Origin of the sequence: Sphingobium phenoxybenzoativorans, assembly GCF_018286635.1 — a bacterium.
Classification (GTDB): Bacteria; Pseudomonadota; Alphaproteobacteria; order Sphingomonadales; family Sphingomonadaceae; genus Sphingobium; species Sphingobium phenoxybenzoativorans.
In genome coordinates, this window is record NZ_CP073910.1 from 4,398,459 (window position 1) to 4,419,827 (window position 21,369).

The following is a 21,369-nucleotide window of genomic DNA, read 5'->3' on the forward strand; positions in this document are numbered from 1 at the left end:
CGCGATAATGGCCTCATGTCCGAGCGCCATGAAGAGAAGCTAGATCACCGCATTTTGGTCGCAAGCCGCCGTCGCGCGGCCATGCGATCGCGTATCCTGCGTGCAATCATGGAGATTAGTGCCGCGCAGCCCATTTCAGCGCCATCAGTGGACGATGTGATCCGCGTCGCAGGAATTTCCAAGGGCGGGTTTTACCGCTATTTCTCGTCAACTAGCGAGGCATTGGCGATGATCGGTCATGAACTCGCCGAGGAGCTGGCTTCGTTGATCGAGCCGGCGTACGATGTTCTCACGGATCCGTTGCAGCGAGCTTGTGTGGGAACCGTTTTGGTTCTCAAGCGGGCCGCAGGCGACCCAATTTGGGCCGAATACATGCTGCGCGCTGACTTGCCGAGAGACAACTCAAGCTTCTTAAACTTCATGCATCGGGATTTATCCGCCGGTATCAGATCGGGCCAGTTTCGCTTTGATAATGCCGACCTCGCGAGCGAACTCGTGATGGGGATCAATCAAGTGCTAATGCGGGGTATTTCCACGCGTGCGTCCAGAGATCAGGATGACTATATTGACTTTGGCGTGACTTTTCTCCTCCGCTCTTTAGGCGTGGAGCAAATTGCAATCGACGAGGTGCTTCTTTGGAGCAAAAGCTATTTTGCGGGATTGCCGAACAATGAACGTTGGTGGGACGTTCCCCTTGCCGAGCGAGCCGAACGGCTATCTGGCGTAGCACGCGCCACTGGCGGAGGGGGGACTGTCAGGATTTCCGTGTGTGGGCGGGCATAATGGGCAAGAAGGAGTCCCACTATGTCCCGACGCAAGGAGCCGGTAATTCCGGCTGATTTACTGGATCAACTTCTGGCTGGCGGCGATGCCACGGCAGCCCTTCAGCAGGGTGGCCTTCTGGATTCGCTGAAGAAGGCGCTGGCCGAACGCGCCCTCAATGCTGAGATGGATCATCATCTTGGGCACGGCGACCAGGCCGGCAACAACCGTAATGGCTATGGCCGCAAGACGGTGGTCACGGACACCGGCAAGATCGAGATCGAGGTACCCCGCGATCGGCAGGGCAGCTTTGATCCGCAACTGATCGCCAAGTACCAGCGCCGGTTCCCCGGCTTCGACGACAAGATCGTGTCGATGTACGCGCGCGGCATGAGCACGCGGGAGATCACCGGGCATCTGCGCGAGCTATACGGCATCGACGTTTCGCCGGACCTCATATCGACCGTCACCGACGCCGTGCTCGAGGAGGTCGCCGCCTGGCAGGCCCGCCCGCTCGATCCGGCCTATCCGCTGGTTTTCTTCGACGCCATTCGGGTCAAGATCCGCGATGAGGGCATGGTCCGCAACAAGGCGATCCACATCGCGCTGGGTGTGCTGGCCGATGGCACCAAGGTCGTTCTGGGCCTGTGGATCGAGCAGAACGAAGGCGCCAAATTCTGGCTGCGCGTCATGAACGAGCTGAAGAACCGTGGCGTCGAGGACATCATGCTGGCCGTTGTCGATGGCCTCAAGGGCTTCCCTGACGCAATCACCGCCGTGTTCCCAGAAGCCGTGGTCCAAACGTGCATCGTCCATCTGCTGCGCAACTCAATGGACTTCGTCTCCTGGAAGGACCGCAAGCCGCTGGCCACGGCACTGAAGGGCATTTACCGCGCCGTCGACGCCAAGGCCGCCGAGGAAGCACTCACGGCCTTCGAGGACAGCGAATGGGGGCGGCGCTACCCTGCAATCGGCCAGAGCTGGCGGCGGGCGTGGAGTGAAGTTATTCCCTTCTTCGCCTTCCCCGACGAGGTCCGCAGGATCGTCTACACCACGAATGCCATTGAGGCCCTGAATGCCCAGCTCCGGCGGGCGGTCAGAGCCAGAGGACACTTTCCCAACGACGAGGCCGCGACCAAGTTGCTCTATCTGATCTTGAACAGATCCGAGAAAGAGTGGAAAATGCCGCCGCGTGAGTGGTCCATGGCCAAGGCCCAGTTCGCCGTCCTGTTCGGCGAACGCTTCATCAAGGCCATGGCGGCGTAATGTTTAACCGCCCGCCCACACACGGAAATCCTGACAGTCCCGCGGAGGGCCGACATCCAAACTGCCTCGTCGCTCTTAACTAAGGAGCAATAAGTTTGGCTCGCGACATAATCTGATGAAAAAGGCCTACACTAGCTTCGATAATGCCGTTCTCGCTCAAATGACCATTTCGGATCCAAAACAAAATCAGTTCACTCACCATCGCGAGCCAGGCGCGGCCGAGGCAGAGGTCCACGTCGGACGGCGGAAGATCCGAGAAAAAGCTCAATACCAATTTGACCCCGTTCATCCTGGACTCTTCCAGCAATGTCAGGATCTTCTCCGGTGTTCCGCCCCGATGGTAGAATATATACGCGCCTTTGCGCGCCTCCATGGAATGCAGGTGAGTCGTCACAAAAGCGCGCAGCCGCTGTTCCGGTGAGCCCTCTGCCGTGGCGGCCTCCCGGTCGGCATGAACCTTGGCGAAGGATGCCTTGAACACCTCGACATAGAAGTTCAGTTTTGTCCCGAAGTGGTGAAAAAGTAGGCCATGTGCGACGCCCGCGGCCGAAGCGATTTCACTAGCACTGACGTCGTCTATCGTTCGGTCCGAAAATAGCGTTTCCCCAGCGCTAACCAGTCGGTCACGAGCGCTTCCCTCTACTTTTGATCGCTTTCTGGTTGCCACTACGAATTCCTAGTGTGGGATCTCAACGATCCGCGCTATTGCGCGAAATGGAACGGCTTGCCAAGGTTGGCCATTCCCGCGCTCTGCCAAATTAGAATGTTAAAAGAGACAAGGCGATCAAGATCGTCAGAGCGTGACTCGTTTGCCCAAGCGAAGGTCAGTCGATGGCACCCTCTGCGGCAAGCGAAACGCTTTCAACCTTAGCGCGTTTCTCCAGTTCGCGACGAACTAATGCCGACCCCTGATCTCCCTTGGTAAAATTTCGCAAAGGGGCGCCAAGGCGCTCAATATTCCGCTGCGCCGCTTCTATCATAGGCTTATCCTCGGTTTCGAACGCGCGGCCCACGGTTTCGACAATGCGCGCTGTCAAATCCTTGTTTTGCCGATCAAAATCGCGGCCGAAGAGCCAAAAATAATGCGTGGAGCGTTCCGTCTCAGGAACAAGGATATGAGCCGAGGGCATGTGTAGGCCCGCTTCCCTGGGATCGCCCGGCGCCATGATGCCAAGGTCCAGCAAAAGGTTGGTTGCCGGTTCCCACTTCATGTCGAGATATTTGTCCACACGTTCAGTGCGGGTCCATGCTTGGCGATGCAACGCACTTGGAGGGAGATCGGGCCAAACGGTGTTGACGGATATCGAAGTGTCGTCTCTCTTGACGGTTACCTGCTGGACCTCGGCGGCGCCGGGTTGACCAACGGTGTCGGCATGGATGTAGGCAGCGTGGGCAAGATCCATTAGGTTGTCGATTACCAACCGATAATCCGCTTCGATATGCAAGTAACCACGCCCAACGGCAAATTGCTCGGGCAAATTGAACCAGGTGTAATCCGGGATCAATGATTGGTCGGCTGCCTCTGCGCTTCCCATCCATACCCAAACGATACCGTACTTGTCTGCCACGGGATACGACCTCGCCCTCAGCCGATCCGGCGACCCTTTTACATGCGGATTTTTCCGGCAAACGCCGAGCCTGTCAATTTCGATCCCGTGATAAGGGCAAACAATATTCGCCCCATTGATCGTGCCAAGGCTAAGAGGAACGGCGCGGTGAGGGCAAACGTCCTCTAAGGCGCCCAAGACCCCATCACTGCCCCTGAACACCACAACCGGTTGGCTGAGGATTGTGATCGAAACCGGCTTTTCGAGAAGAGCGTCGGACCAAGCGGCCATATACCAGGCGTTTCGCACAAACATCATGAGACTCTCCTTCCTTATATTGTGAACCCAAAGGCTCCGATTGGGACACGGCCTTCATTGTGCAAACTGACCGCTAATCAATGCTAGCCGGGAATATGCCGCAAAATTAGCTCATTTTCAACTCAGAACCAACGAAGCAGAGTGGAGGTCTGGGTCGGGTTACGGTTTATATTGACTCGTAGTCAGTTTGAGCTTACTCCCACACCTGCTCCGGGTAATCGCGCCAATCGAGGCGAGCTCGGCAGCGCGAGGAAGCGGCGGAGGAGCTGATGAAGGTCGGATTCATTGGGTTGGGCAAGCAAGGTAAGTACCTTGCCGCCAACATCGCCAGAAGTGGCTTCGAGCTGACTGTCTTTGATCTAAATGCGAAGGCTGTCGGAGAGCTCGTGAGCCTTGGTGCCAAGGCGGCCAGATCGCCCGGCGATCTCGCCGCCCTGTCGGACGCGATCCTCATATGCGTGCGCGACGATGGTCAGCTACATAGCGTGCTAAATGACAGTGATGGAGTCGTTGGGTCGCTTAGGCGCGGCAGCACCGTTGTAATACACAGCACGGTGTCGCCATCCACGATTGCCGCTCAGGCGGAGCGCATTCATCAAAAAGGTTGCCAGTTAATCGACGCGCCGGTCAGTGGTGGCGAAAAGGGAGCAATAGGCAGGACCATGTCGTATATGGTCGGCGGCAGCTCCGAAACCCTTGAGCGATGCCGGCCGATCTTTGAGGCCTCGGGCACGAAGATCACCCATACGGGACCGCTCGGCACAGCGACCCAGGCCAAGCTGGTCCATCAAATCGTAATCAGCGGCAATATGTTGGCCGCTTACGAAGGTGTCCGTGTCGGACTGGCGGCCGGCCTGTCAAAAGAAACGATTATCAAAGTTCTGAGCGAAGGCGTGGCGCAAAGCAAAATCGCCGATAACTGGTTTGATCTTTCGCTGCGACCCCATTCGATCCCTGTTTTCTACAAGGATCTCGAACTTTGTCTCGACTTTGCGCACGAGCTTGGAATTCCGGTTCCTGGCGCAGCCTTGGCGCAGCAACTCATTGAAGAAATCGTTCCTTAGGAGGCGAACATGATAGACGAAAAAGTGGACTCTGACTTCGACACAGCAGACTTCGGGAGGCCAGGTATTTTTCGATCGCTCGTGGATGTGAAGCAGGGTGAGATTAATCGACGGATTTACTCCTCCCCGGAAGTCTACAAAATCGAGCAGCAGCGGATTTTCTCGCGTGCCTGGCTTTATGTCGGCCATGAGAGTCAAGTTCCCAACCCCGGCGATTTCATCTTGTCTAAGATGGGCGAAGAGTCGGTGATCGTAGCGCGTGGCAATGACCACAAAGTGTCAGTGATGCTAAACAGCTGCCGGCACCGCGGGATGAAAGTCTGTCGTTATGACGAGGGTAACACAAAGCGCTTTTATTGTCCTTACCATGCCTGGACCTACGGTCTGGACGGTCGCCTGATTGGCGTCCAAGACTATCGGGAAACATATGTCCCTCCTTTTGACCGCGGGGAATGGGGTCTCGTAAGGGCCCGCACGGCTTCGATCCGCGGCGCGATCTGGGCGACTTGGGACGATGGCGCACCGGATTTCGATGTCTACCTTGGAGAGGCCAAAGATGTAATGGAATCGGCCTTCCGACCAGTCGACGGAGGCGATGGAGAAATCGAAGTTCTGGGTGGCGTCCAGCGTTGGCGCGTAAACTGTAACTGGAAGATCATTGCTGAAAACGGATCCGGCGATGTCCTTCACGCGATCAGCCATGCAAGCGTTGATATGGCCGGAATTAATCCGTCTGAAGGTGAAGGCCGTCGCGATGATGCGGGGCAGTTCGTCCTGAGCACGCATCCTGAGGGGCACGGCTTCATTTACACCAAATGGCCCGTCGGCAAGGAGCGTGTCGAATTTCGCCGTGATCCGGTCGTATCGGCGTGGTTCACGGAGAAGTGGAGATTGCGCAACGAACGTCTGGGCTCGAATGCCGGCGTGTGGCCACTACTCGGTACGATATTTCCGAACATGAGCTTTCACTGCCAGCAGCCAAGATCCATCCTCGTGTCACATCCTATCGGTCCGGAGCAGACCGAAATGTGGCGTGTTTACTTTGTCGAAAAAGATGCACCAGAAGAAGTTAAACAGTTCCTGAAGCGCTATTATTTGAGCTATTCCGGCCCAGCCGGCATGACCGAGCAAGATGATATGGAAAACTGGCAATATGCTACCAATGGTTCATTGGGTACCATCGCGCGCCGCTATCCTTTTCATTACAAGGCAGGAATGGGTCAAGAAGGCAGGGATGATCAGATCGCCGGCACGGTGACGGAACATCCGATCGGCAGTGAGCAGAACCCACGCTCCCTGTACAGCAAATGGGCAGAGCTCATGGACTCCTCGGACTGGGACGAACTTCTCGACAGGAGGAAGGCCGGTGAGTGACACCATGACACAAAACGACATCGAAAGAGTGAGCTCAGTGAAAAACCTCGATTACCTATATCTTATGCGGGAGATTGAGGACTTTCTCTATCTCGAAGCGGACGTTCTGGATGCCCGTGACTGGGAACGCTGGCTTACTTTCTTCGACGACAATCTTCGTTATTGGATGCCCATCCGCAAGAATCTCGCTTTCGCCAATCGGGAGCGAGATGCGACGGATGATCGCGAGATATCTTGGTTCGACAACGACAAGGATCTCCTTGAGCGCCGCGTTCGTCAATTGCTGACCGGAATACATTGGGCTGAAGAACCGGTGTCGCGGGTTTCGCATGTCGTCACCAATATCCGGTTGGACAGCCCTGTCCAAGAAATCCGTGAAGGCGATGTCGTGGACGTGAGATCACACTTTATCGTCTATCGGAACCGTTTAGAGACGGAAACAGATATTTTGTTTGGCCGACGCGAAGATAAAATAAAACGCGTTTCCGGAGAATTAAAAATTACATCAAGGCGAGTTCTTCTAGACCAGCATACTTTGACGGCTAAGAACCTAGCGTTCCCGTTGTTCTAGGTAGATAGACATATATTTCACTAAACTTAAGATTAACAGTTACAGAAAATGTAAGGGGAGATCTTGAAATGGCTATTTCGAAGCATTTTTTATATGCATGTACCGCTCTAACCCTCCTTCCAGCCGTGCCGGTTGAGGCGCAAGTGACCCAACCCGCGGATGGGGCTCAAAGCGTTGCGGCGCCATCCACAGACAATATCGGCTCTGGATCGGACACTGGGCTTCAAGACATCGTTGTCACAGCGCAGAAGCGTGCCGAAAATCTGCAACGCGTGCCGATAGCCGTTACTGCAGCTTCGGGACCGGAGCTGACTGCACGCGGCATCACAAGCTCGATGCAGCTAAACACGGTGGCCCCGGGTTTAAATATCCGCACGACCGCTGGCGCCTTCCAGCCGTCAATTCGCGGCGTCGGCACATCGAGCAACTTCGTTGAAAATCCGGTCGCCTTGTACATCGATGGAGTCTACCTCCCTAACCAGCGGGAGGGCATGCGGGAACTTAACGATGTCTCTCAGATCGCGGTTCTAAAAGGTCCTCAAGGGACGTTGTTTGGACGGAACGCGACGGGTGGCGTCATTCAAATCACGACAGCTGCGCCAAGTGAAACCTTCTCTGCGAAGGCAAAGGCCGAAATTGACAACTACGGCACAGTTCGGACCAGCGCTTATGCTACGGGAGGCCTGACGCCCGGAGTTTCAGCAAGTCTAGGCATTGCTTATGCGACACAGGATGAGGGATGGGGTAAAAACCTCACAACTGGTAACGATACGTTTAAGCTGCGTCATGACTTCTCTGCTCGAGGTAAGATCAAATTCGAGTTGGGTGCCGACACCGAAGCAACTCTGATCGGTGACTACATGGACCGCAGTGAGCTGACCAATGCGTTTCAGCCGTACAACGGATCAACCTTGGCATTTCCGGGCGGTGTCGCTGTTAGCCTTCCCAGGCCCACAAGCGTGCATGACGGCTATGGTGTCGACTCTTATAATAACTTCAAAGGAGGGGGCGTCAGCCTCACGGCCGAGCATAATTTCTCCTTCGCCCAACTACTGTCGATTACGAGCTATCGCCAAAACAAGTACAGCTATCAGTTCGATAATTCCGCCGTCCCGGGTGCATTTTTCGTGGTGACATCACCAAAGACCCGAGCAAAGAGTTTCACGCAGGAAGTTCAGCTTATTTCGACAAAGAGCGGACCACTGACGTGGGTTCTGGGAGCATGTCTGTCGTCAGAACATTTGGCACAACTCGCGGCGTAGATCAGCGGAGTGTGGGCCTCGTCTTGGATTGATGTTTAGGCGGCGAGCTTGCGGTGTTGCAAGCGCCGATGTTCGAGTGTCTTTCGCTTGATCCTTTCTCTTCGTTTGATGATGGCAGCAGCCCTGCCGAAGTAGGCATCGGCGGGTGTGACGTTGTCGAGGCTCTCGTGGTAGCGCTGGTGGTTGTAATGCTCGACGAAGGCCTTGATCTGCTGTTCGAGATCGCCCGGCAGGAAGTAATTCTCCAACAGCACACGGTTTTTGAGCGTCTGATGCCAGCGCTCGATCTTGCCTTGGGTCTGTGGGTGGAAGGGTGCGCCGCGCACGTGGCTCATCTTGTTGGCGTCGATGTATTCGGCCAACTCGCTCGCGATGTAGCTGGGGCCATTGTCGCTGAGCAGGCGGGGCCTGTGCAGCACATTGGCGTGGTCGCAGCCTGAGGCTGCCAGTGCCATATCGAGCGTGTCAGTGACGTCCTCGGCTCGCATGGTGGTGCAGAGCTTCCATGCAATGATGTAGCGCGAGTAATCGTCGAGCACGGTCGAGAGATAGACCCAACCCCATCCTATGATCTTGAAGTAGGTAAAGTCGGTCTGCCACATCTCGTTGGGGCGGGAGGTTTGCGTGTGGAACGCATCTGCCGCCTTGATCACGGTGTAGGCCGGGCTGGTGATCAGATCGTGGGCCTTCAGGAGGCGGTAGACCGTAGCTTCGGACACGAAGTAGCGCTTCTCGTCGGTGAAGCGCACCGCCAGTTCTCGCGGGGACAGCTCGGTCTGTTCCAGCGCCATCTCGACGATCTGCTGCCGGACATCCTCGCCGATGCGGTTCCACACCCGGCTCGGCCCGGATGGTCGGTCTGCCAGCGCCTCGGGGCCACCTTCAAGGTAACGATCATACCAGCGGTAGAAGGTGCGCCGTGCCACGCCGAGCTGGTCCAGCGTGCGTTTGGCGGGCAGGTGCGACTGCTCGACGATCCGGATTATCTCCAGCTTCTCGGATGCAGGGTATCTCATTCGTCGTCTCCCCCATCCGCGATCATGCTTTTTTTGAGCAGACGGTTCTCCAGGGTGAGATCGGCCACACATTCCTTCAGATCACGGGCCTCACGGCGCAGGTCCTTCACCTCGTCCGTGGTCGCAGCACGCGCAGTGTCACCAGCCAGACGACGCTTGCCGGCCTCCATGAACTCCTTGGACCAGGTGTAATACAGGCTCTGTGCGATCCCTTCACGGCGGCACAGCTCGGCAATGGAGTCATCGCCGCGCAGGCCATCGAGCACGATCCTGATCTTGTCTTCAGCAGAGAAGTGCCGACGGGTCTTGCGGCGGATGTCCTTTACGACCTGCTCGGCAGGCTTTTTGGTGCTTGAGGATTTGGGCTTCATCTTCGTTCCTTCGTCACTACGACGAAGCCCAAATCCTCCTTAAATCACAACCTCAAATCTGTGCCATAGGTGCTGACGGGGGACAGCTCGCATCGAAGCGCCTGCGGCGCTCATACGTATATCGAACCCCGGCGGTCAGCGTTGTGTCGGGGACGAACTCCCAACTCGCCTGGGCGAAAGGGGCGACCGAGTCCGTGCGTTCCGTCGCCCGCGTGATCGAACTCGCCGTCGACGTTGCGGCCGGCGCCGTCACGCCCCCGAACTGGCGGAACACGGGGTCAGTCCCAAGGTCGTTATGGTAAAGGTAGCCGCCGAGTACCCATTTGAAGCGGCCATTGGTCGGAGACAGCAACTGCAGCTCTTGGGTGATGCTCTCCGATGGCGCGTCCGGAGACGCGGTGCGCAGGGCGACGATCGGAGTGGGCAGCGTCTGGAAGTCGTAGGTCGTTTGGCCGCGACGGTAGGACGTGATCGAAAGCAGCTTTGCGAATGTGACGTCCTGATCGACCGTCAGGCTGATTCCGCCTCCTTTGAAACCGGAAGTGTTGTCCAGCGCGGAATTGGTGTCGAAGACGCTGGTGACCTGAGCGCCCGGCTGGAGAAGGGGCCGGTTCTGATAGGGCACAAAGCTGTTCGTGAGAGCGAGGCGGTTCATGTAGTCCGCGATGAGCGTGAGCTTCGTCGTGTCACCGGGTTCGAACTGCAACTTGCCGCGCGCGGAGAAATCGTACTTGGTCCGGAAGGTGTCGTTGCCCGTCACCGTGTTCCGGCCCCATCCGTCGCCTTGGTGCCCGTAAGCGACGGATAGGCTCGCAGCGAGGTCCTTGCCCAAGCCGCCGGTGACGTAAACGCTCGCCCGCATCGTCGCGTAATTGTCGATCTCGGCCTTCGCAGTCCCCTGGAACTCGTGGCTCGGCGGCAACGTCGTGACCTGGATCACGCCCGCGTGTCATCGGTCGTGCAATTCTCCGCAAAAGTGGGCTTTGAAAATTCCCTAGTTGGTGGCCCCTTCATCTCATTCTGCCGGGGCTAGCCCCGGCAGAATGAGATGAGCCGACATTGTCCTCATCTCCTTTGCAGACACGGAGACGGGGCCGATGATCCGACTTGGAGAATTGATGATGATCCTCGAACTACATCGGCAGGGCGTATCGATATCCGCCATTGCCCGACGCACTGGTCGCGACCCCAAAACCATCCGAAAATATATCGAACGGGGCATCGAGGCCCCGGTTTACGGCCCTCGCATGCTGGGGCGACCGAACAAACTGGCACCCTATCTGGAATTTTTGCGTGAGCGAGTGACGGCCTTTCCCGATCTGACGGCGGCGCGTCTGACGCGGGAAATCCGTGAGCTGGGGTATATGGGCGCCTATACCGCGGTAAAGCGGTTCCTGGCAGCGATCCGGCCGGAAAACGGCCCTAAGCCCTTTGAGGTTCGGTTCGAGACGCCGCCTGGCGTGCAGGCACAGGTCGACTTTGCCCGGTTCGTCGTCGAATTTACCGATGAGCCCGGCGTCAGCCGGATCGTCTGGCTGTTCAGCCTGGTGCTGGGACATTCGCGCTTCCTGTTTGCGCGCTACGTCATGCATCAGGATCTCCAAAGCCTGTTGCGCTGTCATATGCAGGCCTTTGAAGCGCTCGGCGGCGTCCCGATCGAGATCCTCTACGATCGCATGAAAACCGCTGTGACCGGGGAAGACGATCAGGGCCACATCATCTACAATCGATCATTGCTGGCTCTGGCCGGGCATTATCGCTTCGTGCCGCGCGCCTGCCGTCCCTATCGGGCCAAGACCAAGGGAAAGGTCGAGCGGCCATTCAGCTATATCCGCAAAGACTTCTTCCTGGGCCGGAGCTTCCGCAATCTGGACGATCTCAATGTCCAGCTGATCGACTGGCTCGATACCGTCGCCAACGTCCGTGTCCACGGCACGACGCAGCGGATTATTGCTGAAGCCTTCGCCGCCGAGCAGCCTGAGTTGCAGCTGCTTCCGGCGGGCCGCTTTGACGCTGTTCTGAAGCTGGAGCGCCGCGTCAGCCACGATGGGATGGTCTCGGTCGGCGGCAATTACTACAGCGTTCCCGATCGCACCCGGCGCGTCGTCGAAATCCAGCAGTTGCCCGACAAGATCCGGATCGTAGACCTGGGCCAGGTCATTGCCGAGCACCCGGTTCTTGAGGGGCGCCGACAGTACAGGATCGATCCTACGCATCGGACAGGCGGCAGCGGCGCCAAGCGCCGTATCCATGGCAAAGAGGTAATCGCCATCGGTCGTATAGGCCAGCATGTCGCTGTGCGCTCCCTGGCCATCTATCAGGCGATCGGCAGCCAACTGGCGCGGGGAGAACGGCCATGAACCATGGGGGTGCCGCATCCCGCGTCGATAATATCCGCCGCAGCCTGGTCCATCTTAAAATGCCACGCGCCCTGGAGATGCTCGACGCCACCCTGCGCGGCATAGAGCAGGGCAAAATCGATGGCATCGAGGCCATCGACATATTGCTGAACGAAGAACTGTCGCTCCGGGAGAACCGCAGGATCAAGGCGGCCCTGCGCATGGCAAGGCTGCCGATCATCAAGACTCTGGACGGATATGACTTCTCCTTCCAGCCATCGCTCGACCGGAACCGCATCCTGGCGCTCGCTGGCCTGGACTTCATCAACCGGGCCGAGGTGGTGCATCTGTTGGGTCCTCCCGGTACCGGGAAAAGCCATATCGCCACTGCCCTTGCTGTCGAGGCCGTGAAGGCGGGCAAGAGCGTCTACTTCATCCCGCTCGCCGATCTGATCGCTTCACTGACCAAGGCGGAACGGGAGGGCACGCTGCGCGAGAGGATCCGCTTCCTATGCCGATCCTCCCTGCTCGTCGTAGATGAGATCGGGTATCTTCCCGTCACGCCCGGGGGCGGCAATCTCTTCTTCCAGCTCGTCAACGCCCGATATGAAAAGGGTGCCATGATCCTGACGTCCAACCGCGGCTTCGCCGAATGGGGTGATGTCTTTGGCGATCCGGTGGTGGCCACCGCGCTGCTCGACCGCCTTCTTCACCACGCTGTCGTCATCCAGATCGAGGGCTCCAGCTATCGCATGCGACAGCACGCCGACCTCCTGCCCGAGCATGCGCGCATGGCAACGTCCATCAACCCACCGCCCTTGCCGAAACGGCGCGGCCGCCCGCCAGCAAAGGAAAAGCCCGATCTCCATCACGGCTGATCACCGAAACAAACCCTCCCGCCAAACTAGGGAATTTTAGATGCCCACTTTTGCGGAATCTTCGGCGCCCGTTGACACCGCGGTGGCGTTCCGTCCGAACAACGTGCCTTGCGGCCCCTTCAGCACGGCGATCTGCGCGATGTCGTCTAACTGGCGGGTCCCTTCCCGCTGGTTTGGGAAGTAGACCCCGTCAATGTAGAGCGCAACCGGGTTCTCCACGACGTTGCTGGAGGTGCCAATGCCGCGAATGTATGGCTGGAACGCGCCGGCCGAGGACCGGATGTTGAGACCCGGAGACAAGGTGTTCAGCTGCATCGTGTCGGTGATCCCACGCGCCGCGAGCTGCACGCCCGAGGCGGTCGTCACGGCGATCGGTACTCGTTGGAGATTCTCGGCGCGACGCTGTGCGGTGACAACGATCTCCTCAAGGCCGGGCGCCTTGTCCGATGCAGCAGCGTCTGGGGGCGTCATGCCGATCGCGCCATTGTCCTGTGCGACCGCTGGACATGCGAATACGAACGCTGCAGCCGCCCCACCGAGATACCGTCCCCTCACTTCATCTCTCCCATTTATGGCGACTTGTCGGCAAGATGCCGCAACGCCTTAATCACATAAACACATGTGACACGGTGATTTGGAAGTCAAGCGGAAACGACCAATCCCGGTCGTACGCCCAATTCGGGAATTTGCGTCAGGGGTGACGGGGACGCGCGGTTCCGGTCATCGCTCTCCGCCGTCGCCGTAGGCCGCCATGGCCGTCAGCGAGTTCTGCTCGTCGGGATGGAAGAAGATACGGGCGTATTCCGTCGCGGGACCATTTCCCGCGAAACTCACTAGCGTCGTCACGAGGACCTTGTTCCATACATCGATGTTCAGAGCCTCGCTCACAATGGGCGGGGGCCGCATGACGCCGACGATGCGCTCGTCCCTCTCTGTCTGCAGGCCCGCCGCCTCCAGTAGCAGTGGCATCGACACCTTCGTCAAAGCTGCGGCGTCATGGAGACGGCCGACCTCTTCGCGCTGGTAATGAACCGTCACACTATGCGGACGCCCTGTCAGCAATCTGAGGCGCAAACACCGCCAAGTTGACGACCCTTCCCTGAGGCCGAGAGCCTGACAGGCTGCCCACGGCGCTATGCCTTCATCAAGCTGGAGTATCTTATAGTCGAATACGCCTCGATTGCCGGCAAGCGGAGTGACGCGCTGCGCTCCGACCTTGAACGTCGCCAGCGACCGACGACCTCTACCGCGATCTATCAGGCCATCGGCCGCAAGCCTCTGCAGCACCAAGCGCGACGTCGCCAAGCTGACGCCAAACATCTTGGCAAGCTCCGCCTCGCCAGGAAAATCCTCGTTACCTATGAATAAGCCATCCGTTATCTCGGCACGGACGATTTCGTACACCTGATAGTGCAGAGGTACGTCGTTTGCGAAGTGTGGGCGCCTGCCATTCATATGGAGAACTGTAGCTCAAGAACGCCGCTCGGTCATGCACGATCGCATGTTCGGCCAGGGGCGTATCGATACCGGCCTCGTCACGATATGCATCATCGTGCTGCCCGTACCAAGGGCGTGCCAGTTCGCTAGATTGAAACGGGCCGGCATGGTCGACTTAGGCCAAAGCGAAGGTGGCCTTCAGTAACGCGAATGCGCTCAGTACCGATCGATCCCGACCAAGTCCCGGGGCGAACCACCGATTCCGTCAGCAAGACGGCACAATCATATCGCTGTCACCTGTCTCCAAACCGTCCATCTTTAGGACGGTAATTTCGCTTGATGGTGAGCATGAGACGCTCAACGACCTCGTCGGAGGAGAAGCGGAATGATATGTCGCTATGACGCGATCTAAAGGATGATTTATCTCTCACCCGTCAGGTAAATGCATCCCCTCTGCCACGTTGTGGGACTAACTGTGGGACTGAAAAAGCACTACAAAATTTTTGTGCTTTAATTCAAACTGTTGCTGAGATTGAAGGCTCCCTCCCGCTCCGCCAGCAGGATTTTCCTGCCCATAAAGAATTACAGGGCCTCGGTCGCTCTATGAGCGCCTCAGAAATTCTTATCTCGCAAAGCTGGTCAAATCTTCACATGGCCCGGACTGACCACGGAGGGCGGCGCTGCCCCCTAGGAAGGGAACCATGCCTTGGTTCAAGCCGCACCCTGCCAGCCGCCGCCAAGCGCGCGGAAAGAGGCGACGGCGGCGCGCGCCGCTTCCGCTTGCGCCTGCACGCGGGCGTCGCGGGTGTCGAGCAAGCGCCGGTCGGCGTCGAGCACCTCGATCAAGCTGACGACACCGCCCTTGTAAGCCGCGAGCGATGCGCTCTGCGCGCGCGTCAGGGCGATTTCGCCGCGAGCGAGCGTCGCTTCCTGCGCCTCGCGCTGCACCAGAGCAGAGAAGGCGTTCTCGACATCTTCCGAAGCCCGCAGCACCGCCAGCCGGTAAGCCGCCAGCGCCTCAGCATTGGCGCCTTTCGCCGCCGCTATCTCGGCATCGACGCGGCCGAAATCGAATAAACGCCAGCGCAGTCCAAGCACGCCCTGCGCCTGGTTGGCGACGCCCGTGAACATGTTGCCAGCGACCGTCGTGGCGCTACCGATGAGGCCGCCAATCGAGAATTTGGGGAAATATTCGGAAACGGCGACGCCGATCCGGGCGTTGCTCGCCGCCAGTTTACGTTCGGCGATGATCAGGTCCGGCCGGCGACGCAACAGATCAGCAGGCGCGCCGGTCTCGCCGATCGCCGGCGCGTCCGGTATGGGCGTGACGGCGGCAAGCGTCTGGCGATAGGTTCCTGGCTGCGCGCCCAGCAATATGTCGAGCGCATTCATCGCCGCCTCCAGACCGATTCGCAGCACCGGCACGCTCGCTTCGACTTGGGTGAGCGCACCCTCGGCCTGACGCAGTTGCAGCTCGGCGGCGACGCCCTTGTCATATTGCAGGCGGACGGTGTCCACTAGACGCCGCTGAGTCGACACCTGCTGCTCTGCAACGGAAAGCCGGGCCTGGAGACCGCGAATGACTATATAGGTATCGGCAACCTGCGCCGCGACGGAAAGCCGGGCGGCAGCGACTCCGGCCTGTGATGCCTGATAATCCGCGCGCGCAGCTTCGCCGCCGCGCCGCAAGCCGCCGAACAGGTCGATTTCCCATGAAGCGCCCAGACTGGCGTCGTAAAGCTGTCCGTCGCGGTCGAAGCCGGGAGTTGCGCCCGGCATCCGGCCGGTTGGCGTTTCGAGCGACTGATGCGCGGTCGCGGCCGAAGCCGAAACGCTGGCCGATGGAAGTAAAGCGGCGTCGGCGGCGCGCAGCGAGGCCTTGGCCTGGCTGACGCGGGCAACGGCCTGCGCGATATCCAGATTCTGGTCGAGAGCCTTCATTACAAGATCGCTCAGCACCGGATCGCCAAATCCGGCCCACCAGCTATCGGTTGTTATGGGCGCGGCCTGCGAACGGGCGGCGACGGCTGGACTTCCCATATAAGCCGACGCGGATGCAATGGCCGGACGATGATAGTTCGGCCCAACGGCGCAACCCGCAAGACTGGAGGCGGACATGAGGAGGACAAGGGATCTTTGCAGGACGCGCATATGAGCCTCAGTGACGTGTTTGTGACCAATATACGTTTTAGTCACTTGTTGTCAACGCCAGTCTCGAATGTTATATGAGGGAAATGACAGACACTCTCACCGTCGCGGCCGGCCAGCGAGGCCCCGCGGAAACTGAAAAGCGCGACGCGATCATCGACGCCGCAAAGGAACATTTCAGCCGCTATGGCTATGGCAAGACAACCGTGTCCGATCTTGCGAAGGCGATCGGATTCTCCAAGGGCTATATCTACAAATTCTTCGAGTCGAAGCAGGCGATTGGGGAAGCGATCTGCACCGGATGCCTGGGCGTAATCATCGACGCCGTGGGAGTAGCTCTGACTGAATCCTCCACCCCAACTGAAAAATTCCGACGCCTTTTCAAGACAATTATTGAGCAAAGCGCCGAGCTTTTCTTCGACGACCGCAAGCTTTATGACATCGCTGCCGCATCCACTATGGAGAACTGGGCATCGTCGCGCGCCTATTGCGAGCGCGTTGAGGTCATCCTTCAATCGATTATCCTGGAGGGCCGCGAGTCAGGCGAGTTCGAGCGCAAGACGCCGATTGACGAGGTCTGCCGCGGCATCTTGCTGGTGATGCAGCCCTTCATGAACCCGATGATGCTGCAGCATAATCTTGACCTGCTTCCCGAAGCTCCGAACGAAGTCACGAACCTCGTGCTGCGGAGCCTTGCGCCCTAGGCCAAATTTCCTTTTGTGACCAGTTGACAAATTAGTCACTCGATGCGACATGCCGCTCATCCTTGTCGGAGAACGTCCATGTCAACGCCCGCCATACTCATGCCCCTGCTTGCTGCCAGCGGCCTTGCCCTCGCCTTGTCGGCGTGCAGCAGCGCGGAAGCCGATCCGCGCACACAGCCGCCCCTGGTCCGCGTCGCGACCGCGGCCGCAGCCGGCGATGTGGACCGGGCGTTCACCGGCATCGTCTCCGCGCGGGTGCAGAGCGACCTCGGTTTCCGTGTCCCTGGCAAAATCGTCGCCCGGCTGGTCGATACCGGCCAGATGGTCCGCCGGGGCCAGCCCCTGATGCGGATCGATCGGACCGACCTCGCGCTCGCCACAGCCGCGCAGATGGGCGCGGTCGAGGCGGCCAAGGCCCGCGCGCTCCAGACCGCGGCCGACGAAAAGCGCTACCGTGACCTTGTTTCCGCCGGAGCGGTCTCCGCGTCCGCCTATGATCAGGCCAAGGCGGCGGCCGACGCGGCGCGCGCGCAGCTCAACGCCGCGAACGCGCAGGCCGGAGTCGCTCGCAACGAGGCAGGCTATGCGGTGCTGGTCGCTGACGCCGATGGCATCGTCGTGGAGACGTTGGCCGAGCCGGGACAGGTCGTCGCCGCCGGTCAAACAGTTGTCCGTCTGGCGCGCTCCGGCGCGCGCGAGGCGGTGATCGATCTGCCAGAGACGATCCGCCCCGCCATCGGCTCCGTTGCGCGCGCCGTGCCCTTCGGCAGCGACATGTCCGGCAATGCCCGGCTACGCCAGCTTTCCAACGCCGCCGATCCGCAGACGCGCACCTATGAAGCGCGCTACACATTGGAAGGTCCGGCTGCGCAAACGCCATTAGGGTCCACAGTGACCGTGGAGCTGGCCGAAAAGTCTGGCCAGGCCATGCGCCAGATCCCGCTCGCCGCAATCTATGATAATGGCGGTGGCCCCGGGGTCTGGGTGGTCAGCGGCAAGGAGCCGCGGGTGCGCTGGCAAGCGGTGAAGCTGGCCGCGCTTGGCGACGAAGCCGCGACGATCAGCGGCGGGCTCAATGCCGGCGACCGTTTCGTCGCGCTTGGCGCGCATATGCTCCATGAGGGGCAGACCGTCCGGCTCGCTTCCCAGCCGGGCCGCAGCAAGTGAGCGGGTTCAACCTCTCCGCGCTCGCCGTCCGCGAGCGCGCCGTCACCCTGTTCCTGATCGTCGCGGTATCGCTTGCGGGGCTTTACGCCTTTCTCAATCTCGGCCGCGCCGAGGACCCCAATTTCACGATCAAGGCCATGACCTTCGTATCGACCTGGCCGGGCGCGACGGCCCAGGAGATGCAGGATCAGGTCGCCGAACCGCTCGAAAAGCGGATGCAGGAACTCAAATGGTATGAACGGTCCGAAACCTTCACGCGACCGGGGCTGGCCTTCACCACGGTCACGCTGAAGGATTCGACGCCGCCAGCGGAGGTGCCGGAGGAGTTCTACCAGGCCCGGAAGAAGCTCGGCGACGAAGCCACGCGGCTGCCACGCGGCGTGCAGGGACCGTTCGTCAACGACGAATATGGCGATGTGACCTTCGCCCTCTATGCGCTGAAGGCAAAGGGCGAACCGCAGCGAGCGCTCGTGCGCGAAGCCGAACAGATCCGTCAGCGCCTTCTTCACGTTCCCGGCGTCAAGAAAGTGAACATCATTGGCGAACGGCCGGAACGCATTTTCGTCGAATTCTCCTATGCCCGCCTCGCCACCCTGGGCGTATCAGCGCGCGAGGTCTTCGCCGCGCTCGACAACCAGAACGCGGTCACCCCATCCGGCTCGATCGACACGAATGGGCCGGTCGTGCAAGTGCGCTTCGATGGCGCGATCAACGATCTGGAAAAGATCAGGGATACGCCGATCGTCGCCGGCGGCCGCACGCTCAAGCTATCCGACATCGCGGAGGTCCGTCGTGGTTACGAAGACCCCGCGACATTCCTGATCCGCAATCACGGCGAGCCCTCGCTGATCCTGGGCGTCGTGATGAAGGAGCGATATAACGGGCTTCAGCTTGGCGAGGCGCTGGAGAAGGAGGCTTCGGCGATCACGGCGGAAATGCCGCTCGGCCTCAGCTTTACCAAGATCACTGATCAGGCGGTAAATATCGAGGAAGCCTATGACGAATTCATGCTGAAGTTCTTCGTGGCTTTGGCGGTCGTCATTGCCGTGAGCCTGATCAGCCTGGGCTGGCGCACCGGTATCGTGGTCGCCATGGCCGTGCCGCTGACCCTGGCGGGCGTGTTCGTCATCATGCTCGCCTCCGGACGGGATTTCGACCGCATCACGCTGGGCGCCCTCATATTGTCCCTCGGCCTTCTGGTCGACGACGCCATCATCATCATCGAGACCATGGTGGTGAAGATGGAGGAAGGCCTGGACCGGATCGCGGCCGCCACCTATGCTTGGGGTCATACGGCTGCGCCGATGCTCGCCGGCACACTGGTAACGACCATCGGCCTGATGCCGGTCGGCTTCGCCAAGTCGAGCGCGGGCGAATATGCGGGCAATATCTTCTGGGTGGTCGGCTTCGCGCTGATCACATCATGGGTCGTGGCCGTGATCTTCACGCCCTATCTGGGCGTCAAGCTGCTACCCGACATCAAGCCGGTGTCCAGCGGGCACGGCGCAATCTACGACACGCCGCGCTATCGCCAGCTTCGTTCGGTGATCGGCTGGACCGTCGATAACCGGAAGAAAGTTGCCCTGTCCGTGCTTGCCGCGCTGCTGGTTGCGCTGTTCTTCATGGGTTTCGTCAAGCAGCAGTTCTTTCCGATCTCCGACCGGCCCGAAGTGTTTGTGGAAGTGCAGATGCCCGAAGGCAGCAGCATCGAGGCAACCAGCGCGGCGGCGGCCAAGGTCGAGGCGTGGCTGAAGAAACAGCCCGAGGCGAAGATCGTCACCACTTATGTCGGTCAGGGCGCGCCGCGCTTCTATCTCGCCATCTCTCCGGAATTGCCCGACCCCTCCTTCGCCAAGATCGTCATTCTGACGCCGGGGGAAAAAGAGCGGGAGGCGCTCAAGCGCCGCGTGCGTGAAGCCGCGGCGCAGGGACTCGTGCCCGAAGCCCGCATTCGGGCCACGCAGATCGTGTTCGGTCCCTATTCCCCCTTCCCCGTGGCATTCCGCGTGATGGGGCCGGATCAAGCGAAAGTGCGCGCCATTGCCGAGGAGGTGCGCGGTGTGATGCTCAGGAATACGTCAATGCGGCAGGTCAACACGGATTGGGGCGAGCGCGTGCCGACTGTCCATTTCGTGCTCAATCAAGACCGTTTGCGCGCGATCGGCCTAAGCTCGCACGACGCCGCCGAACAGCTCCAGTTTCTGCTGACGGGCGCCCCGGTGACTCAGGTGCGGGAAGATATACGCACGGTCGAAGTCGTGGCCCGCAGCGCCGGAAGCGACCGCCTCGATCCCGCCAGACTGCATGGCTTCACGCTAACCGGTGCGCAGGGACAGCATGTGCCGATCGATCAGATCGGCAAAGCCGAAATCCGGATGGAGGACCCGATCCTGCGCCGCCGCGACCGCTACACGACGATCACCGTGCGCGGCGACATAGGCGAAGGATTCCAGCCGCCGGACATCGCCGTGCAGGTCATCAGGGATATCAAGCCGATCGTCGACGCGCTGCCTGCAGGCTACAAGATCGAGACCGCCGCCGCTTTGGAAGAAGCGGGCAAGGCGAATGTCGCGCTGGCGGCGGTGTTCCCGATGATGATCGTGCTGATGATGGTGGTGATCATCTTCCAGGTCCGCTCGCTCTCGGCCATGGCCATGGTGCTCCTGACTGCGCCGCTGGCGCTGGTGGGCGTGGTGCCGACACTGCTGATCTTCAACCAGCCGTTCGGGTTCAACGCGATCCTGGCGCTCATTGCGCTGGCGGGGATCATCATGCGCAATACGCTGATCCTGGTCGGGCAAATCCACCAGAACCAGATGGACGGGCTGGACCCCTATCATGCGGTGGTCGAGGCCACGGTACAGCGGTCAAGGCCGGTGATCCTGACGGCGCTGGCGGCGGTGCTGGCCTTCATACCGCTGACCTTCTCCGTCTTCTGGGGTTCGCTGGCCTTCACCCTGATTGGCGGGACGATCGGCGGGACTGCGCTAACCCTCGTATTCCTGCCGGCGCTCTACGCGATCTGGTTCCGGATCAAACCGGTGGAAGACGGCCAGATGGACAATGCCCCGCGCCCGGCGACTTGGAAGCCAGCGCTGGACTGAATCGGGAACGCGGGGTTTAGGAGTGATTTACCCGTCTCATC

At 59.6% G+C, this 21,369-nt stretch carries 18 protein-coding genes; 11 read left to right on the forward strand and 7 right to left on the reverse strand.

The window, feature by feature from the left end; genetic code table 11:
* Positions 1-15: 15 nt before the first annotated feature.
* A complete protein-coding gene (locus tag KFK14_RS21885) occupies positions 16-783 on the forward strand; it encodes a TetR/AcrR family transcriptional regulator (protein ID WP_212609113.1) in 768 nt (255 codons plus the stop codon).
* 21 nt (positions 784-804) lie between these two features.
* A complete protein-coding gene (locus KFK14_RS21890) occupies positions 805-2,028 on the forward strand; it encodes an IS256 family transposase (protein ID WP_066768497.1) in 1,224 nt (407 codons plus the stop codon).
* A gap of 79 nt (positions 2,029-2,107) precedes the next feature.
* Here KFK14_RS21890 and KFK14_RS21895 read toward each other — a convergent pair whose 3' ends face one another.
* Positions 2,108-2,695, reverse strand: coding sequence for a TetR/AcrR family transcriptional regulator (locus KFK14_RS21895; RefSeq protein ID WP_212609114.1), 588 nt, complete (start codon positions 2,693-2,695; stop codon positions 2,108-2,110).
* 157 nt (positions 2,696-2,852) lie between these two features.
* Positions 2,853-3,893, reverse strand: a complete 1,041-nt coding sequence (locus KFK14_RS21900) for an aromatic ring-hydroxylating oxygenase subunit alpha (RefSeq protein ID WP_212609115.1) — start codon at positions 3,891-3,893, stop codon at positions 2,853-2,855.
* A gap of 269 nt (positions 3,894-4,162) precedes the next feature.
* Here KFK14_RS21900 and KFK14_RS21905 point away from each other — a divergent pair, with 269 nt between their 5' ends.
* The 4 genes from KFK14_RS21905 to KFK14_RS21920 all read left to right on the forward strand — a co-directional run bounded on the left by KFK14_RS21905 (position 4,163) and on the right by KFK14_RS21920 (position 8,164).
* A complete protein-coding gene (locus KFK14_RS21905; RefSeq protein WP_212609116.1) occupies positions 4,163-4,957 on the forward strand; it encodes an NAD(P)-dependent oxidoreductase in 795 nt (264 codons plus the stop codon).
* A gap of 9 nt (positions 4,958-4,966) precedes the next feature.
* Positions 4,967-6,331, forward strand: a complete 1,365-nt coding sequence (locus KFK14_RS21910) for an aromatic ring-hydroxylating oxygenase subunit alpha (RefSeq protein ID WP_212609117.1) — start codon at positions 4,967-4,969, stop codon at positions 6,329-6,331.
* Positions 6,324-6,902 (forward strand): aromatic-ring-hydroxylating dioxygenase subunit beta, encoded by a 579-nt coding sequence (locus KFK14_RS21915; protein ID WP_246524734.1) that lies wholly within the window; start codon positions 6,324-6,326, stop codon positions 6,900-6,902. Before KFK14_RS21910 ends, KFK14_RS21915 begins: the two co-directional genes overlap by 8 nt.
* A gap of 68 nt (positions 6,903-6,970) precedes the next feature.
* A complete protein-coding gene (locus tag KFK14_RS21920) occupies positions 6,971-8,164 on the forward strand; it encodes a TonB-dependent receptor (protein ID WP_212609118.1) in 1,194 nt (397 codons plus the stop codon).
* 35 nt (positions 8,165-8,199) lie between these two features.
* Here KFK14_RS21920 and KFK14_RS21925 read toward each other — a convergent pair.
* A protein-coding gene (locus tag KFK14_RS21925) for an IS3 family transposase (protein ID WP_212609119.1) occupies positions 8,200-9,551 on the reverse strand; the annotation gives its coding sequence in 2 pieces (ribosomal slippage) (positions 8,200-9,213 and positions 9,216-9,551; 1,350 coding nt in all).
* A gap of 52 nt (positions 9,552-9,603) precedes the next feature.
* Positions 9,604-10,491 (reverse strand): TonB-dependent receptor, encoded by an 888-nt coding sequence (locus KFK14_RS21930; protein WP_212609120.1) that lies wholly within the window; start codon positions 10,489-10,491, stop codon positions 9,604-9,606.
* Between the two features lie 157 nt (positions 10,492-10,648).
* On the opposite strand from KFK14_RS21930, the gene istA reads away from it, so the two are divergent.
* Positions 10,649-11,911, forward strand: coding sequence for an IS21 family transposase (istA, locus tag KFK14_RS21935; protein WP_212608199.1), 1,263 nt, complete (start codon positions 10,649-10,651; stop codon positions 11,909-11,911).
* Positions 11,908-12,768, forward strand: a complete 861-nt coding sequence (istB, locus tag KFK14_RS21940; RefSeq protein ID WP_212608198.1) for an IS21-like element helper ATPase IstB — start codon at positions 11,908-11,910, stop codon at positions 12,766-12,768. Before istA ends, istB begins: the two co-directional genes overlap by 4 nt.
* A 36-nt stretch (positions 12,769-12,804) precedes the next feature.
* Here the strand turns inward: istB and KFK14_RS21945 are convergent, their stop codons facing one another.
* From KFK14_RS21945 to KFK14_RS21955, 3 genes are all read right to left on the reverse strand, one after another.
* Positions 12,805-13,239: a TonB-dependent receptor plug domain-containing protein gene (locus KFK14_RS21945; protein WP_212609121.1), complete on the reverse strand. Its 435-nt coding sequence runs from the start codon at positions 13,237-13,239 to the stop codon at positions 12,805-12,807.
* Positions 13,240-13,488: 249 nt separating this feature from the next.
* Complete coding sequence (locus KFK14_RS21950; RefSeq protein WP_212609122.1) at positions 13,489-14,172, reverse strand: GntR family transcriptional regulator; 684 nt, start codon at positions 14,170-14,172, stop codon at positions 13,489-13,491.
* 744 nt (positions 14,173-14,916) lie between these two features.
* Positions 14,917-16,356 carry an efflux transporter outer membrane subunit gene (locus tag KFK14_RS21955; protein WP_212609123.1) on the reverse strand — a complete coding sequence of 480 codons (1,440 nt, stop codon included), beginning with the start codon at positions 16,354-16,356 and terminating at the stop codon, positions 14,917-14,919.
* 83 nt (positions 16,357-16,439) lie between these two features.
* Between KFK14_RS21955 and KFK14_RS21960 the strand changes: the two genes are divergently transcribed.
* The 3 genes from KFK14_RS21960 to KFK14_RS21970 all read left to right on the forward strand — a co-directional run bounded on the left by KFK14_RS21960 (position 16,440) and on the right by KFK14_RS21970 (position 21,328).
* On the forward strand, positions 16,440-17,057 hold the full coding sequence (locus tag KFK14_RS21960) for a TetR/AcrR family transcriptional regulator (RefSeq protein WP_212609124.1): 618 nt from the start codon (positions 16,440-16,442) through the stop codon (positions 17,055-17,057).
* 78 nt (positions 17,058-17,135) lie between these two features.
* Positions 17,136-18,224, forward strand: coding sequence for an efflux RND transporter periplasmic adaptor subunit (locus KFK14_RS21965; protein WP_212609125.1), 1,089 nt, complete (start codon positions 17,136-17,138; stop codon positions 18,222-18,224).
* Complete coding sequence (locus KFK14_RS21970; protein WP_212609126.1) at positions 18,221-21,328, forward strand: efflux RND transporter permease subunit; 3,108 nt, start codon at positions 18,221-18,223, stop codon at positions 21,326-21,328. The genes KFK14_RS21965 and KFK14_RS21970 overlap by 4 nt, the downstream gene beginning before the upstream one ends.
* Positions 21,329-21,369: the final 41 nt, after the last annotated feature.

Coding starts and splice junctions, on each gene's coding strand:
- KFK14_RS21885 (WP_212609113.1), top strand. CDS start 16: ATGTCCGAGCGCCATGAAGAGAAGCTAGATCACCGCATTTTGGTCGCA.
- KFK14_RS21890 (WP_066768497.1), top strand. CDS start 805: ATGTCCCGACGCAAGGAGCCGGTAATTCCGGCTGATTTACTGGATCAA.
- KFK14_RS21900 (WP_212609115.1), bottom strand. CDS start 3,893: ATGATGTTTGTGCGAAACGCCTGGTATATGGCCGCTTGGTCCGACGCT.
- KFK14_RS21905 (WP_212609116.1), top strand. CDS start 4,163: ATGAAGGTCGGATTCATTGGGTTGGGCAAGCAAGGTAAGTACCTTGCC.
- KFK14_RS21910 (WP_212609117.1), top strand. CDS start 4,967: ATGATAGACGAAAAAGTGGACTCTGACTTCGACACAGCAGACTTCGGG.
- KFK14_RS21920 (WP_212609118.1), top strand. CDS start 6,971: ATGGCTATTTCGAAGCATTTTTTATATGCATGTACCGCTCTAACCCTC.
- istA (WP_212608199.1), top strand. CDS start 10,649: ATGATCCGACTTGGAGAATTGATGATGATCCTCGAACTACATCGGCAG.
- istB (WP_212608198.1), top strand. CDS start 11,908: ATGAACCATGGGGGTGCCGCATCCCGCGTCGATAATATCCGCCGCAGC.
- KFK14_RS21945 (WP_212609121.1), bottom strand. CDS start 13,239: ATGACGCCCCCAGACGCTGCTGCATCGGACAAGGCGCCCGGCCTTGAG.
- KFK14_RS21955 (WP_212609123.1), bottom strand. CDS start 16,356: ATGCGCGTCCTGCAAAGATCCCTTGTCCTCCTCATGTCCGCCTCCAGT.
- KFK14_RS21960 (WP_212609124.1), top strand. CDS start 16,440: ATGACAGACACTCTCACCGTCGCGGCCGGCCAGCGAGGCCCCGCGGAA.
- KFK14_RS21965 (WP_212609125.1), top strand. CDS start 17,136: ATGTCAACGCCCGCCATACTCATGCCCCTGCTTGCTGCCAGCGGCCTT.